Consider the following 15,331-nt stretch of genomic DNA (forward strand, 5'->3'; position numbering starts at 1 on the left):
CCGGGCAATGGGCGGTGGAGAACCTCCGGGCGACCCGCCGCTGGGGAGGAAAGGTCAGCGCAGGGCGCCCACCGAGGCCAGCGCGAGCCGGATGAGCGTGCCGCGACCGCCCTCCATCTCGTCGGAGAGCGCGTCGGATGCCGCCTCCTGCGGCGACAGCCACGTGACCTCGAGCGCGTCCTGGCGCGGTTCGCACGTGCCGGTGACGGGCACGACGTACGCGAGGGACACGGCGTGCTGCCGGTCGTCGTGGAAGGCGCTCACGCCCGGGAGCGGGAAGTACTCCGCCACCGTGAACGGGGTGGGCTGCGGAGGCAGCAGGGGGAACGCCATCGGTCCGAGGTCGTTCTCGAGGTGGCGGAAGAGCGCGTCGCGCACCGTCTCGCCGTAGCGCACGCGGCCCGACACCAACGTGCGGGTCATCTCGCCGAGCGGCGTCGCCCGCAGCAGGATACCGACCTGCGTCACCGCGCCCATGCCGTCGGTGCGCACCGGGAGCGCCTCGACGTAGAGCATCGGCAGGCGTCGACGCGCCTCCGCGAGCTCGACCTCGCTCAGCCAGCCCGGATTGGGGTGGGGACCTCCCTGCGCGCCTGAGAACGAGGCGGAGAGCGGTTCGCGCTCGTCGCCGTTGTCGCCGGGTTCGGGGTCGGGGGTGCGCACGGGCATGCTCCCTGTATATCAACGTCTGCTCCGGATGCCGCGTTTCCGATGCCGGCGCGGTCGCCGGGCGATCCGCCGGTGCGGTCCGCGCGCGACGGCTCCCGGGTCCTCGCCCGCGCCACCCCTCGCGCATGCCGCCGTGTCGGAGGCCTTTGCCACAATGGCGGCATGAGTGCGCATCCCTCCCTCGACCCGTCCGTCGTGCGGTGGTCCGTCCCCCCGAGCGAGCGCGGCGACCGGCCGGTGCTCCTCCTGCTCCACGGCTACGGCTCCGACGAGCACGACCTGTTCGGTCTCGCGCCGTACCTGCCCGAACGGTTCGTGGTCGCGAGCGTGCGGGCGCCCCTCGCGCCGCCGTGGCCCATGCCGGGCGCGTCGTGGTACCCGATCGAGGGCCTCGACGGTCGCGACCCCGACGCCGTCACCCTGGCCGCGCGCGCGGTGCTCGCCTGGGTCCGGGATGCCGTGGGCGAGGCGCCCGTGGGCCTTCTCGGGTTCTCGCAGGGCGGCGCGGTGGCCCTGCAGACGCTGCGCGCCGATCCCGACGCCGTCTCCTTCGCAGTCGTCCTCGCGGGGTACGCCGCGGGCGGGGAGCTCCCGGGAGACGCCGTCCTCGCCGCGCGTCGACCCCCGGTGTTCTGGGGACGCGGAGCGGCGGACGACGTCATCCCCGCGGCCCTCGTCGACGCGACGGCGCAGTGGCTCCCCGTCCACAGCGAGCTCAGCGGCCGTGTCTACCCGGGTCTCACCCACTCGATCTCGCACGACGAGCTCGACGACGTACGGGCGTTCCTCGACGCGCGACTCGCGCTCGCGTCGCCGTCGAGCACCGGGTGAGCCGTGACGCCGGTGCGACCTCGCGCACCGGCGGCCGTGCCCACGCTCACGGATGTCGTGGCGCCCTCCCTCGATGCGGCCGGGGGTTCCCCCACGACCGGTCTGCGGTTACGGTGGATATTCCTGTCCCCGAGAACGAGGTCTCCTCCGGTGAAGAACGTCGACGCTTCCGCGCCCCTATCCGCGCGCTGACCCGTCGACCCGCCGTTTTCTCGGCCGCCCTCCGCTGACGCGGACGGGTCCGGTGTCCGCGCATCCCGCGTCCCCGGAGTCCCGTCATGTCAGCTCTCTCCCCTTCTCTCGTTCTCGACCGCGTCCGCCTCGTGTGGCCCGACGGAACCGTCGCCCTCGACGAGGTCTCCGGCGCCCTCGGCCGGGGGCGCACCGGTCTCGTCGGCCGAAACGGAGCCGGCAAGTCCACGCTCCTGCGCGTGGCCGCGGGGCACCTCACCCCCACGTCCGGCACGGTCTCGGCATCCGGTGACGTCGTCATGCTCCCGCAGCGTCCGGCGGCGGATCCGCACCGGCCCGTCTCGGCACTCCTCGGCGTCGAGACGGCGCTCACCGCCCTTCGCGCCATCGAGTCGGGCGACGTGGCACCGCACCACTTCGACGCGGTCGGCGACGACTGGGATGTCGAGGCCCGCGCCCACACCCTGCTCGCCGAGGCAGGTCTGGCATCCGATGCCCTGGACCGCACGGTCGGGGAGCTCTCGGGAGGGGAGACGATGCTCACCGCGCTCGTCGGGCTCCGCGCCCGCGCGGCCGACATCACGCTCCTCGACGAACCGACCAACGACCTCGACCGCGACGCCCGGGCGCGCGTGAGCGAGCTCGTCGAGAGCTGGCCCGTCACGCTGATCGTCGTCAGTCACGACGTCGGCCTGCTCGAGCGCATGGATGCCACGGCCGAGCTCTACGGCCGCACCCTGAGCGTCGTCGGCGGCCCCTACAGCGCGTGGCGTGCGCAGCGCGACGCGGAACAGGAGGCCGCCGTGCGCGCCGAGCGCGACGCGGCCCAGTCCCTGCGCCGCGAGCGTCGCCAGCGCATCGAGTCGTACGACAAGCTCGCCACCCGATCGCGCGTCGCGCACAAGGCGCAGGTCGAGAAGCGCGTCCCCAAGATCATCGCGGGAGGACGGGCGAACGCGGCGCAGGTGAGCGCCGGGCGGCTGAGCACGGAGATGACGGGCAAGGAGGATGCCGCGCGCGCGGCGCTGAGCGAAGCGTCGGCCCGGGTGCGCGATGACGACGTGGTGCGCATCGACCTGCCCGATCCGGGCAACGCGGCCGGGAGACGGATCCTGTCCCTCGGCGACGGCGAACGCGAGTGGATCGTCACGGGTCGCGAGCGCGTCGCCCTGGTGGGTCGCAACGGCATCGGCAAGACGACGCTGCTGGAGAGCCTCGTGGGCGAAGTAGACACCGCAGGGCCGATCCGCGCGCGAGCGAGCGTCGAGCACATCGGCTATCTGCCGCAGCGTCTCGACGGCCTGGACGACGCGGCATCCGTCCTCGACACCGTGTGCGCGGCGGCGCCGCGCGTTCCGGTGGCGCTCGTGCGCGATCGACTGGCACGGTTCCTCGTGCGCGGGGATGCCGTCGGTCGACCCGTGGGGTCGCTGTCCGGCGGCGAGCGCTTCCGCGTCGCGCTCGCGCGGCTGCTCCTCGCGGATCCCCCGCCGCAGCTGCTCGTGCTCGATGAGCCGACCAACAATCTCGACCTCGACACGGTCGATCAGCTCGTTGCGGCGCTCCAGGCCTACCGGGGCGCCGTCCTCGTGGTCAGCCACGACGACGCGTTCCTCGCGCGCCTCGGCCTCGACCTCCGGCTGCGGGTGGACGACGGGCGCCTGTCCGAGAACGCGCCATGAGGCGGGCGGCTGGGCGCCGAGGCCGCGCGCCTGTTCCGAGATCTCCCGCCCCCGCGCCCGATCCCGGACGGTCTCGCTCCTCGTCCGCTCTCACGGCTCGGTGTGACGAGATGCCGCTGTTCCGCGACCAGCGAACGTCAAGCCCGAGCCGATGTCGGAGGTCCGGGAGAGGATGTCGGCATGGCCGACGTGCTCGAGAAATTCGGTCCTGCGACGCAGGACTGGTTCCGGGGCGCCTTCTCCGCGCCCACCAACGCGCAGAAGGGCGCGTGGGAATCCGTGTCGTCCGGTCGCAATGCGCTCGTCGTCGCCCCGACCGGTTCGGGCAAGACCCTCTCGGCCTTCCTTTTCGCGATCGACCGGATCTTCCGCGAGAAGGCCCCCGAGGCTGCGGATGCCGCGCCCGCGCGCCGGGGCAGGAAGACCGCCGCCAAGACCCCGGCGACGAACACCCGCGTCCTGTACATCTCTCCCCTGAAGGCGCTGGGCGTCGACGTGGAGCGCAACCTCCGCTCTCCCCTGGTCGGCATCGGCCAGTCGGCACGACGGCTCGGCATCGACGTCCCGGCCGTGAGCGTGGGCGTGCGATCGGGCGACACCAGCTCGAGCGACCGCCGAAAGCTCGTCACCGATCCGCCCGACATCCTCATCACCACCCCCGAGTCGCTCTACCTGATGCTCACGAGCCAGGCGGCCGAGACCCTGCGCGGCGTGCACACGGTCATCATCGACGAGGTGCACGCGGTCGCCGCCACCAAGCGTGGCGCGCATCTCGCGGTGAGCCTCGAGCGTCTCGACGCCCTCCTCGATGCGCCCGCCCAGCGCATCGGTCTGTCGGCCACGGTGCGGCCGATCGACGAGGTGGCGCGGTTCCTCGGCGGAGCGCAGCCCGTCGACATCGTGGCGCCGAAGGCCACGAAGGCCTTCGACCTCTCGGTCGTCGTGCCCGTCGACGACATGCTGAACCCGCCTCCGCCGCCGGGATCCCCTGCGCCCGACGACGCCGGCGAGGGCGAGTGGTTCTCCGAGCGCCCCGAGAGCACCGAGATGGCGGGGTCGGTCTGGCCCCACGTCGAGGAGGCCATCGTCGATCGCATCCTGGAGCGGCGATCGACCATCGTGTTCGCGAACTCCCGTCGGCTCGCCGAGAGGCTGACCGGACGACTGAACGAGATCTACGCCGAGCGCCAGGGCATCGACGTGCCCGAGCCGACCGTGCCGGCGGTCCAGATGGCGCAGGCGGGTTCGTCCGCCGGGGTGTCCGCGATCCTCGCGAAGGCTCACCACGGTTCGGTCTCGAAGGAACAGCGGGCCCAGGTCGAAGACGAGCTCAAGTCGGGCGCATTGCGCTGCGTGGTGGCCACGAGCAGTCTCGAGCTCGGGATCGACATGGGCTCGGTCGACCTCGTCATCCAGGTCGAGTCGCCGCCGAGCGCGGCATCCGGGCTCCAGCGCGTCGGGCGCGCGGGCCACCAGGTCGGCGAGGTGAGCCGCGCCGCCCTCTTCCCGAAGCACCGCAGCGACGTGCTGCACACGGCCGTGGTCACGGAACGCATGCTGGGCGGGCGCATCGAGGCCATCTCCGTGCCCCAGAACCCGCTCGACATCCTCGCGCAGCAGACCGTCGCCGCATCGGCCCTGGGATCGATCGACGTCGAGGAATGGTTCGACGCGGTCAAGCGCAGCGCACCGTTCCGGTCCCTCCCCCGGTCGGCCTACGAGGCGACGCTCGACCTCCTCGCCGGCCGCTACCCCTCCGACGAGTTCGCCGAGCTGCGTCCCCGGTTGGTGTGGGACCGCGATGCCGGAACGCTGACGGGGCGCCCGGGCGCCCAGCGCGTCGCCGTGACCAGCGGCGGCACCATCCCCGACCGTGGCCTGTTCGGCGTCTTCGTCGCCGGAGAATCGCAGAACGCCCGCGTGGGCGAGCTCGACGAAGAGATGGTCTACGAATCGCGGGTCAACGACGTGTTCACCCTCGGCACGACCAGTTGGCGCATCGTGGAGATCACCCACGACCGCGTGAACGTCGTCCCGGCGTTCGGACAACCCGGAAAGCTCCCGTTCTGGCACGGTGACGGCATCGGGCGCCCCGCCGAACTCGGCGAGGCGCTGGGAAAGTTCTCGCGAGACATCGCCGGAGTCGACCGCGCCAAGGCCGAGGAGCGGCTGCGCGAATCCGGACTCGACGACAACGCCATCACCAACCTCCTCGCCTACCTGGCCGAGCAGCGCGAGGCCACGGGGAGCCTTCCCACCGACAAGACGCTCACGGTCGAGCGCAGCCGCGACGAGGTCGGCGACTGGCGCATCATCCTCCATTCCCCGTACGGCATGCAGGTGCACTCGCCCTGGGCCCTGGCCGTCAACGCGCGTATCCGCGAACGGCTCGGCGTCGAGGGCGCCGCTGTGGCGAGCGACGACGGCATCATCGCGCGCGTTCCGGATGCCGCGGCCGAACCGCCCGGCGCCGACCTCTTCGTCTTCGAGCCCGACGAGCTCGAGCAGATCGTGACCGACGAGGTCGGCGGCTCGGCGCTGTTCGCCTCGCGGTTCCGCGAATGCGCCGCTCGTGCCCTGCTGCTCCCCCGGCTCAACCCCAATCGCCGCTCCCCCCTCTGGCAGCAGCGGCAGCGCTCCGCTCAGCTGCTCGAGGTGGCGAAGCGGCATCCCAGCTTCCCGATCATCCTCGAGACGCTGCGCGAAGTCCTCCAAGACGTCTACGACCTGCCCGCCCTGTTGCGCCTCACCCGGCAGATCGGCGAGCGGAGGATCCGCCTCGTCGAGATCACGACCTCGCAGCCCTCGCCGTACGCCCGCGATCTGCTGTTCGGCTACGTGGGCGCCTTCATGTACGAGGGCGACTCCCCCCTGGCCGAGCGTCGAGCCGCCGCACTCTCGGTCGATCCGGCCCTGCTGAGCGAGCTGCTGGGCAAGGTCGAGATGCGCGAGCTGCTCGACCCCGAGGTGATCGCGCAGTTCGAGCGCGAAGCGCAACGCCTCGACCCCGACCGACGCGCTCGGGGAGTGGAGGGGGTCGCCGACCTGCTGCGCATCCTGGGCCCCCTCGACGCGGCCGAGGTGGCGGCCCGTCTCGACAGTGAGGGGGACGCCGTCGCCGAGGCGGAACAGCACCTCGCGACGCTCGTCGACGATCGTCGCGCCATCCGCGTGACGATCGCCGGTGTCGCGCGCGTGGCGGGCATCGAAGACGCCGGCCGTCTGCGCGACGCGCTGGGCGCGGCGCTGCCCGTCGGCATCCCGAACGCCTTCCTCGAACCGCTCGCCGATCCGCTCGGCGACCTCGTGGCCCGCTACGCCCGCACGCACGCCCCGTTCACGACGGATGCCGTGGCCGAGCGCCTCGGAGTGGGTGTCGCGGTCGCGCGTCTCACTCTGCAGCGCCTCGAATCGCAGGGGCGCCTGTCGAGCGGGTTCTTCCTCCCGGACCCTTCGACGGGCTCAGGGACCGGCGGCGGGTCGCGCGGCGACGACACCGAGTGGTGCGACGTCGAGGTGCTGCGGCGGCTGCGCATGCGCTCCCTCGCCGCGATCCGGGGCAGCGTCGAGCCCGTGCCGCCCGCCGCCTATGCGCGGTTCCTGCCCGTGTGGCAGCACCTCGGTCGACCGCTCGAGGGCATCGACGGCGTCCTGGCCGTCGTCGAGCAGCTGGCGGGGGTTCCCATCCCCGCGAGCGCGTGGGAGTCGCTCGTGCTCCCCTCGCGCGTCGCCGACTACACCCCCGCCCTGCTCGACGAGCTGACCGCCACAGGAGAGGTCGTCTGGTCGGGCCACGGCACCCTGCCGGGCCGCGACGGGTGGATCGCCCTGCATCCAGCGGAGGCTGCGCCCTTCACCCTGCAAGATCCGGATGACGCCGACCACCCCGCCCCCGACTCGCTCGAGGCGCGGCTGCTCGCGGCGCTCACCGGGGGCGGAGCGTACTTCGCGGCGCAGCTGAAGCAGCTGGCCGGCGCCGAGAACGAGCAGTCCGTCAACGACGCCCTGTGGGCGCTCACCTGGGCGGGGCGCGTGACGAACGACACCTTCGCTCCCGTGCGCACCCTGCTCAGTGGCGGAGGGCAGTCGCACCGCGTCGCACGGCGGGCTCCGCGAGCCCGGATGTACCGCGGCGCGGCCATGCCCCGCGCGACCTCGGCTCCGCGTCCGCCCTCGCTCGGCGGACGCTGGTCGCTCCTGCCCGAGCGCGAACCGGATCCCGCGGCGCGCGCGACCGCGACCGCGAGCCTCCTTCTCGACCGATACGGCGTCGTCACCCGCGGCGCCGTCCAGTCGGAGGGGGTGCCGGGCGGGTTCGCACAGGTCTACCGCATCCTCGCCGGGTTCGAGGAGGCCGGGCACTGCCGACGCGGCTACGTCATCGAAAAGCTGGGCGCCGCGCAATTCGCGGCATCCGCGACCGTCGACCGCCTGCGCGAGTTCGCCGCGGTCGCCGATCCCCCACCGCTGCGGACCGTCACGCTCGCGGCGACCGACCCCGCCAACCCCTACGGCGCCGCGCTCGGCTGGCCCGCGATCGAAGGGGTCACGCACCGGCCCGGACGGAAGGCCGGAGGGCTGGTCGTGCTCGTCGACGGCGAGCTGACGCTGTACCTCGAGCGCGGGGGGCGCAGCGCCCTGGCCTTCACCGATGACGAGGCGTCGCTACAGGCCGCTGCCCGCCATCTCGCGGAGACGGCGCGGAAGAGGCGGCTCGACACGCTGACGGTGGAACAGGTGAACGGCGAGTTCGTCTACGGCACGGCCGTCGGGCGCGCCCTCCGCGAGGCGGGGTTCGTGGAGTCGCCGAAGGGCCTGACGCTGCGCAAGCTCACCGCGGGCGACACCCTGCGAGAGGCCGCCCGTGCCTGAGGGCGATACCGTCTACCGCGCCGCCGCGAAGCTCAACGCCGCTCTGGCGGGCACGGTCGTCACGCGCTTCGACATCCGCGTGCCCGGCAGCGCCACCGCCGACCTGCGCGGCGAGACCGTTCACGAGGTCGCGGCCCGCGGCAAGCATCTGCTCCACCGCATCGGCGGGTACACCCTGCACTCGCACCTCAAGATGGAGGGCCGCTGGGACCTCTACCGTCCCGGCGAGCGATGGCGACGCCCCGCGTTCAAGGCCCGCGCGATCGTCGGGGTCGAGGGCGTGGATGCCGTCGGCTTCGACCTCGCCATGGTCGAGGTGCTGCGCACCGCCGACGAGCACACCGTGATCGGGCACCTGGGCCCCGACCTGCTCGCGGACGACTGGGACGAGGCGGAGGCGGTGCGACGGGTCGCGGTCGACGACAGGGCCGCCCATGTCGCCCTGCTCGATCAGCGCAACGTGGCGGGCTTCGGCAACGTCTACGCCAACGAGCTCCTCTTCGTGCGGGGAATCGCCCCCACGACCCCCGCGACGCAGATCGACGCCCGCGCCACGATCGCCCTCGGCGAGCGCATGATCCGAGCGAATCTGCCGCGCCCGGAGCGCACGTTCACCGGCGACAGCAGGCCCGGTCGCCGCTTCTGGGTCTACGGGCGAGAGGGCGCGCCCTGCCGGCGCTGCGGGACCCCGATCCGCGCCACGACCCTGGGGGCGACGGACACCAGCGAGCGCAACGTGTTCTGGTGCCCCACCTGCCAACCCGGCTGACCGCGGCCCGCCCCGCACCACGGGAGTCCGCCTCACGCGCGGCGACGCACCGCGGGCCCGCCTCGCACCACGCCAGTCCGGATCTCCCGCCCGTGTCGCGCGCCCGGCTGCCCGCGGATCCGCCTCGCACCGGGCGGGTCCACAGCATGCGCCCGCGTCACGGCATCCGCTCGAAAACCGACGCTCCCGCAGGCCGCTGTCAACCCGGCCGCAGCTGTCGGTTCGACATGCGAGAACAAGGGGACAACACAACGCCGGACGACGGCCCGCGGACGATCTCTCGATATCGAGGAAACCGATAGCGGGAGGGGCGACGAAGAACCATTCGAGGGAATGAAGAGCATTCCCCACCCGTTGTCAGACATGTCGGCATACCCGAAGGCCGACCGGAGGGGATCGTGGGAAAGAACTACATCGACATCGAGAACGACCACGGCGAGACGCTGCGTTACCGCAAGCACGTCAATGGTCGCGGACTCGTCGCGCACGGCGCGAAGGTCCACCCGTCGGCGCTCGTGGAGAACGGCGCTTACGTCGAACCCGGCGTTCAGATCGCGGCCGGTGTTCGAGTGGGTCGCGGCGCATGGATCGAATCCGACGCCGTCATCGGTCCGGAGGCCCGCATCGAACCGCACGCGCACATCTGTGCGGGAGCGGTCATCGGCGCCGGCGCGCACATCGGCGTCCGCACCCAGGTCGGCCACAACGCGCGGATCGCGGTGGGGTCGCTCATTGGTGACGACGAGATCATCAATGACGGCGAAGCCGTCGCGACCGATCGCCGGGGCCTGCGCCTCGCGGCCTGACCCCGCCGAGGGGGCATTCATCGACCCGCACGACTCCACGGAGCGTGCGGGTCTTCGTTTTCCCCGGGCGGGATGCCGGCGCGCCGCCGGGGGCGTGTGGTGGCCGGCCGGTCAGGCGAGGATCGTCAGCACGAGTCCCAGGAGCGGGAGCGTCCCCTGGATGGCGGCGGGGCGGAGGTACTTCCGCCCCGAGGTGACGAGCACGAGTGCGGCCGCGAGCATCGAACCGAGCGAGAAGATCAGCAGCGTCCGCCCCGCGACGTCGCCCGTGCCGTTCACCATCCACAGCACCACGCCCACGGCGGCGCCGATCGCGAGGAACAGATTGTAGAACCCCTGGTTGTAGGCCATCGGCTTCGTGATCTCGGCGGCGCGCTGATCGGCGATGCCGAACACCTTCCACGTCCGGGGCCGCGTCCACCGCACGCTCTCGAGCACGAAGATGTAGAGGTGCAGCAGGGCCGCGAGCCCCGCGAAGACGAGTGCCAGGACGCTGGTCATCCCCTCACGTTAGCCGCGCGACTAGCCTGGGACCATGGCGAACGGTTCGGGCTCCCGCGGTCGCGGCGGCGCATCGCGACGAGGGGGGCCCGCTCGTGCGGCGTCGAAGGGACGGCCGCGCCCCGCGCCGAAGACCCCGCGCCGCGCCGAGCCGACGCCTCCCCCCGAGCCGCGCGAATTCCGCCTCGGCGCCGTCCCGGGGGCGACGCCCGGCAAATGGATCGGCGTCTGGCGCGAGCGCCTGCCGCATGTGTCGCTGGAGCTCCGCGAGATCCCCGTCGCCGCGCAGCGGGAGGCGCTCGGCGACGTCGACGCCGCCCTGGTGCGGCTTCCCCTCGCGGCATCCGACGACGTCCACGTCATCGAGCTGTACGAAGAACTCCCCGTGGTGGTGGCGGCCACCGAGTCGCACCTCCTCGCAGCCGATGAGCTCACCCTCGCCGACCTGGCCGGCGAGATCGTGATCGTCCCCGCCGACGACGTGCTGCACACGGAGGTCCCGGATGCCGTGGCCCCGGCGTTCGCACCCCCGGCCGACACCGCCGAGGCCATCGCGACGGTGGCCGCGGGCGTCGGCGTCGTGATCGTTCCGATGTCGCTCGCGCGCGCTCATCAGCGCCGCGACGTCGACTACCGCGTCCTCGCCGACGGCCCGCGCTCCACGGTCGCCCTGGCGTGGCTGCGCGAGAACACCACCGACGACGTCGAGACCTTCGTCGGGATCGTGCGCGGCCGCACCGCTCGTTCCTCCCGCTGAGGACCGTGATCGCCGTCCGGCCTGGACCGGCGGGGCCCCTCTCGTGTGGTCGCCCGTGCGCGATCCGTTTCACCCGCGGATGACCTGAGTTCACCCGGCGCGCTCCGGGCGGTCATGAGTGCCCCATAGGTTCGCTCCGTCTCATGCCCGCGGCGGAGGCCGCCGGCACTCCCGAGAGATCCGAGAGGAACCCCCATGTCATTCCCGAGCTTCTTCGCCGGACGCCCGATCGCCGGAATCGCCCTCGTCACGGTCGCGGCCCTCGCCCTCGCCGGATGCGCGGGCGGCAGCGCGGCGTCCCCCGCCGACGGCGGCACGGATGCCGCGACCGCGACGAGCCTCGCCGACTTCGGCGCTCTGACCGACCTCGAGACCGCCGCGAAGGCCGAGGGCCAGCTGAACGTGATCGCCCTGCCGCGCACGTGGGCCAACTACGGGGAGATCCTGGACCTCTTCGCGCAGCGCTACCCCGAGATCACCGTCAACGAGCAGTCCCCCGACGTCTCCAGCGCCGAGGAGATCCAGGCGGCGACCGCCAACGAGGGCCTCGACACCGCGCCCGACGTCTTCGACCTGGGCCTGGCGGTCGCCCTGCAGAACACCGACCGGTTCGCCGCGTACAAGGTCGAGACCTTCGACGAGATCCCCGACGCGCTGAAGGAGCCCTCGGGGCTGTTCGTCGGCGATTACGGCGGGTACATGTCGATCGGATACGACTCGGCGCGCTTCCCCGCCCCGACGCAGCTGAGCGACCTGCTGAAGCCCGCGTACAAGGGCGCCGTCGCGATCAACGGCGACCCCACGCAGGCGGGCTCGGCGTTCGCCGCCGTGGGCCTGGCCACCGTGCAGAACGACGGCACGCTCGACGACTTCACGCCCGGAATCGACTTCTTCGGCGAGCTCAACGCGGCCGGCAACTTCCTCAAGGTCGACCCCACCGACGCCACGATCGCGAGCGGCGAGACCCCGGTCGTCTTCGACTGGGACTACCTCAACGCCGCGCAGGCCTCCGCCGTCCCCACGTGGAAGACCGTGGTACTGCCGGGCACGGGCTACGCCGGGTACTACAACCAGGCCATCAACAAGGACGCCCCGCACCCCGCGGCGGCGCGCCTGTGGCAGGAGTTCCTCTACAGCGACGAGGTGCAGAACCTCTGGCTCAAGGGCGGAGCGCGCCCGGCCCGCATGGAGGCGATGACCTCCTCCGGAACGATCGACGAGGCCCTCGCCGAGGCGCTGCCGACCGCCCCCGGCGACACCGTCGTCCCGACGGAGCAGCAGTCGACCGCCGCCGGCGAGACCCTCGGACAGAAGTGGGCGACGGCGGTCCAGTGACGGTCCTCGACCAGGTCGTCGCCCCCGCGGTGCCGGAGCCGTCCGCTCCGGCACCGCGGGGCGCGGCGCGACGCGGGTGGAGCGCGGTCGGCCTCCTGCCGTTCGTCCTCTACATCGCGCTCTTCCTCGTCCTGCCAACGGTCCTCGCGGTCGCCTCCGGCTTCGTCGACGAAGCGGGGGTTTTCACGCTCGACAACGTCGCCGCCCTCGGCGACCCGCTGGTGCTGTCCACGTTCGCGAATTCCGCGATGCTGTCGCTGGTGACGGCCGCGATCGGAGCGGTCATCGGCGCCCTGGTGTGCTGGGCGATGCTGGGGCTTCCCGAGTCGGGCGCGGTGCGCACAGCCGTCGATGCGGCATCCGGAGTCCTTGCCCAGTTCGGCGGGGTGATGCTCGCCTTCGTGCTCATCGCCGCGATCGGCGCGAAGGGCGTCGTGACCGTGGCGCTGGTCGAGCTGACCGGGATCTCGCTGTACGAGAACGGGATGTGGCTCTACGACCTGCCCGGGGTGGCCATCGCCTACCTGCTGTTCCAGGTGCCGCTGATGATCATCACCTTCATGCCCGCCCTCGCCGCACTGAAGCCGCAGTGGATGGAGGCGCACCTGACCCTCGGCGGCACGCGCGCGGGGTTCTGGCGTCAGGTCGGGATGCCGGTGCTCGCCCCGTCGTTTCTCGCGAGCTCGCTGCTGCTGTTCGCGAACGCCTTCTCGTCGTACGCGACGGCCGCGGCCCTGGCCAGCCAGGGTTCGCAGATCGTGCCCTTGCAGATCCGCTCGGCATTGACGAGCGAGACGGTTCTGGGGCGGGAGAACCTCGCCGGGGCCCTCGCCCTGGGCATGATCGTCGTCGTCGCCCTCGCGATGACGCTGTACTCCCTCGTGCAAAGACGCGCTTCGAGGTGGCGGTCGTGAACCCCCTCGCTCCCCCGCGCGCAGCGCGCTGGATCATCGGCGTCGTCGTGACCGCCGTCGTCGCCGTGCCCTTCGTCGCCACGCTGCTGTTCACGCTCGCGCCCGCCCCCGGCGCCTCGGGCCTGTCGCTGACGCACTGGGCCGGTATCTTCGACCCCGCGAACGCGGCGAAGTACCGTCCGATCTGGACGGGCCTGGGCAACTCGCTCGTGCTCGCTGCCGTGACCGTGGCCCTGGTGCTGTGCCTGTTCACCCCGACGATGGTGCTCGTCGCCCTCGCGTTCCCCGGGCTGCGTCGCGTGTTCGAGTTCGTCGCCCTGCTGCCGATCTCGCTCCCCGCGATCGTGCTGGTGGTGGGTCTCACGCCCATCTACCTGCAGATCGGCCGCAGCCTCGGAACCGGAGCGTGGACGCTCGCCTTCGCCTACGGCATCCTCGTCCTCCCGTTCGCCTACCGCTCGATCCAGGCCTCGATCGACGCGATCGACGTCACGACCCTGGCCGAGGCGGCGCGCACGCTCGGCGCGGGATGGAGCGCCGTGCTGCTGCGGGTGATTCTGCCCAACCTGCGGTCGGGCCTGCTCGCGGCCTCGCTCATCTCGGTGGCGGTCGTGCTCGGCGAGTTCACCATCGCGTCGCTGCTCAACCGGCAGACGCTGCAGACCGCGCTTCTCGTCGTCAACAAGCAGGACGGCTGGGTCGCAGCCATTTTCACGCTGCTGGCCCTCGCGTTCGCGTTCGTGCTGCTGCTCGTCATCGGACGCGTCGGACGCATCGGCGCCGGAAGGAAGACCTCATGACCACCGCCGACTCCCCGATCCGCGCGCTCCCCGACACCGCCGCGAACGCCCTGCTGCTTGGCGAGCGCGAGAGCGCCGGCGTGCAGCTGCGCGGTGTCGTGAAGGACTACGGCACGACCCGCGTGCTCCACGGCGTCGACCTCGACGTCACCCCCGGGGAGTTCGTCTCACTGCTCGGGCCCTCGGGCTGCGGCAAGACCACGGCGCTCCGCGTGATCGCCGGGCTCGAGAGGGCGAGCGGAGGCGACGTGCGCATCGGCGGACGCGACGTCTCGACCGTGCCGACGAACAAGCGCGACATCGGCATGGTGTTCCAGTCGTACTCTCTCTTCCCCCATCTGCGCGTTCTCGACAACGCCGCCTTCGGGCTGCGGCGCCGGGGGGTCGGCACCGCGCAGGCGCGGCGACGCGCGGGCGACGCCCTCGATCTGGTGGGGCTCGGGCATCTGGCCGATCGATACGCGCACCAGCTCTCCGGGGGCCAGCAGCAGCGCGTCGCCCTCGCTCGCGCGCTGGTGACCGAGCCGCGCGTCCTCCTGCTCGACGAGCCCCTGTCGGCCCTGGATGCCAAGGTGCGCGTGCAACTGCGCGACGAGATCCGCCGCATCCAGCTCCGTCTCGGTACGACCACCGTTTTCGTGACGCACGACCAGGAGGAGGCCCTCGCGGTCTCCGACCGCGTCGCGGTGATGGTCGCCGGTCGCATCCTGCAGGTGGGCAGTCCCGAAGACCTCTACCTGCGCCCGGCCGACGCCGAGGTGGCGGCGTTCGTCGGCGCGTCGAGCCTTGTCCCGGGCGTCGTCGACGGCGGGACGGTCGAGGTGTGGGGTCGACGCCTGCCCCTCATCGCACCGGCACCGGACGGGGCATGCGAGGTGTTCGTGCGACCGGAGAACATCCGACTCGTCGGTGCGGGCGAGGACGGCGTCGCGGGTGTCGTGGAACAGAGCACGTTCCTCGGCAACGCCCGTCGCTCGTCGCTGACGACCGAGGACGGTTCGCGCGTGGACGTGCAGCACGGGGCCGACCTCGCACTGACCGTGGGCGAACGCGTGCGGGTACGGCTGGACGACGTCGCGGTGCTCGCGCGCCCGGTCGCCGGCTGAGGGGCGTGTCGGCGGCATCCTGTCGCCCTCCCCGCCACCAGGGTGGGACGGCCGATGCTCCGCCCCGGGCGACCCGCGCGCAGGTGTCACCGTGTGT

Annotated in this window: 12 protein-coding genes; 10 read left to right on the forward strand and 2 right to left on the reverse strand. The window is 72.3% G+C overall.

From position 1 onward, the window contains the following. Positions 1–54: 54 nt before the first annotated feature. Entirely contained in the window at positions 55–669 is a 615-nt protein-coding gene (locus RWH45_RS04445; RefSeq protein WP_315993683.1) for an NUDIX hydrolase family protein, read from the reverse strand. A gap of 162 nt (positions 670–831) precedes the next feature. Between RWH45_RS04445 and RWH45_RS04450 the strand changes: the two genes are divergently transcribed. The 5 genes from RWH45_RS04450 (at position 832) to RWH45_RS04470 (ending at position 9,821) form a co-directional block, all read left to right on the forward strand. Beyond that, entirely contained in the window at positions 832–1,500 is a 669-nt protein-coding gene (locus RWH45_RS04450; RefSeq protein ID WP_315993684.1) for an alpha/beta hydrolase, read from the forward strand. Positions 1,501–1,778: 278 nt separating this feature from the next. Further along, positions 1,779–3,374 (forward strand): ABC-F family ATP-binding cassette domain-containing protein, encoded by a 1,596-nt coding sequence (locus RWH45_RS04455; RefSeq protein WP_315993685.1) that lies wholly within the window; start codon positions 1,779–1,781, stop codon positions 3,372–3,374. A 180-nt stretch (positions 3,375–3,554) separates the two neighbouring features. Beyond that, positions 3,555–8,246: an ATP-dependent helicase gene (locus tag RWH45_RS04460; protein ID WP_315993686.1), complete on the forward strand. Its 4,692-nt coding sequence runs from the start codon at positions 3,555–3,557 to the stop codon at positions 8,244–8,246. Then, complete coding sequence (locus RWH45_RS04465; RefSeq protein ID WP_315993687.1) at positions 8,239–9,015, forward strand: DNA-formamidopyrimidine glycosylase family protein; 777 nt, start codon at positions 8,239–8,241, stop codon at positions 9,013–9,015. Before RWH45_RS04460 ends, RWH45_RS04465 begins: the two co-directional genes overlap by 8 nt. A 398-nt stretch (positions 9,016–9,413) precedes the next feature. Next, a complete protein-coding gene (locus RWH45_RS04470) occupies positions 9,414–9,821 on the forward strand; it encodes a transferase (RefSeq protein WP_076673580.1) in 408 nt (135 codons plus the stop codon). A gap of 111 nt (positions 9,822–9,932) precedes the next feature. Here the strand turns inward: RWH45_RS04470 and RWH45_RS04475 are convergent, their stop codons facing one another. Then, complete coding sequence (locus RWH45_RS04475) at positions 9,933–10,322, reverse strand: DUF1304 domain-containing protein (protein ID WP_315993688.1); 390 nt, start codon at positions 10,320–10,322, stop codon at positions 9,933–9,935. 34 nt (positions 10,323–10,356) lie between these two features. Here RWH45_RS04475 and RWH45_RS04480 point away from each other — a divergent pair, with 34 nt between their 5' ends. From RWH45_RS04480 to RWH45_RS04500, 5 genes are all read left to right on the forward strand, one after another. Beyond that, positions 10,357–11,079 (forward strand): LysR substrate-binding domain-containing protein, encoded by a 723-nt coding sequence (locus RWH45_RS04480; protein WP_315993689.1) that lies wholly within the window; start codon positions 10,357–10,359, stop codon positions 11,077–11,079. 195 nt (positions 11,080–11,274) lie between these two features. Further along, positions 11,275–12,414: an ABC transporter substrate-binding protein gene (locus tag RWH45_RS04485; RefSeq protein ID WP_315993690.1), complete on the forward strand. Its 1,140-nt coding sequence runs from the start codon at positions 11,275–11,277 to the stop codon at positions 12,412–12,414. Continuing rightward, positions 12,411–13,328, forward strand: a complete 918-nt coding sequence (locus tag RWH45_RS04490) for an ABC transporter permease (RefSeq protein WP_315993691.1) — start codon at positions 12,411–12,413, stop codon at positions 13,326–13,328. Before RWH45_RS04485 ends, RWH45_RS04490 begins: the two co-directional genes overlap by 4 nt. After that, positions 13,325–14,128 carry an ABC transporter permease gene (locus RWH45_RS04495; protein WP_315993692.1) on the forward strand — a complete coding sequence of 268 codons (804 nt, stop codon included), beginning with the start codon at positions 13,325–13,327 and terminating at the stop codon, positions 14,126–14,128. Before RWH45_RS04490 ends, RWH45_RS04495 begins: the two co-directional genes overlap by 4 nt. Next, positions 14,125–15,234, forward strand: coding sequence for an ABC transporter ATP-binding protein (locus tag RWH45_RS04500; RefSeq protein WP_315993693.1), 1,110 nt, complete (start codon positions 14,125–14,127; stop codon positions 15,232–15,234). Before RWH45_RS04495 ends, RWH45_RS04500 begins: the two co-directional genes overlap by 4 nt. Positions 15,235–15,331: the final 97 nt, after the last annotated feature.

This window comes from Microbacterium galbum (assembly GCF_032464915.1).
Taxonomy (GTDB): Bacteria; Actinomycetota; Actinomycetes; order Actinomycetales; family Microbacteriaceae; genus Microbacterium; species Microbacterium galbum.

What these genes read in the sequence shown, in the direction of transcription:
- RWH45_RS04445 (WP_315993683.1), bottom strand. Translation starts at nt 669, where the DNA reads ATGCCCGTGCGCACCCCCGACCCCGAACCCGGCGACAACGGCGACGAG.
- RWH45_RS04450 (WP_315993684.1), top strand. Translation starts at nt 832, where the DNA reads ATGAGTGCGCATCCCTCCCTCGACCCGTCCGTCGTGCGGTGGTCCGTC.
- RWH45_RS04455 (WP_315993685.1), top strand. Translation starts at nt 1,779, where the DNA reads ATGTCAGCTCTCTCCCCTTCTCTCGTTCTCGACCGCGTCCGCCTCGTG.
- RWH45_RS04460 (WP_315993686.1), top strand. Translation starts at nt 3,555, where the DNA reads ATGGCCGACGTGCTCGAGAAATTCGGTCCTGCGACGCAGGACTGGTTC.
- RWH45_RS04475 (WP_315993688.1), bottom strand. Translation starts at nt 10,322, where the DNA reads ATGACCAGCGTCCTGGCACTCGTCTTCGCGGGGCTCGCGGCCCTGCTG.
- RWH45_RS04480 (WP_315993689.1), top strand. Translation starts at nt 10,357, where the DNA reads ATGGCGAACGGTTCGGGCTCCCGCGGTCGCGGCGGCGCATCGCGACGA.
- RWH45_RS04485 (WP_315993690.1), top strand. Translation starts at nt 11,275, where the DNA reads ATGTCATTCCCGAGCTTCTTCGCCGGACGCCCGATCGCCGGAATCGCC.
- RWH45_RS04500 (WP_315993693.1), top strand. Translation starts at nt 14,125, where the DNA reads ATGACCACCGCCGACTCCCCGATCCGCGCGCTCCCCGACACCGCCGCG.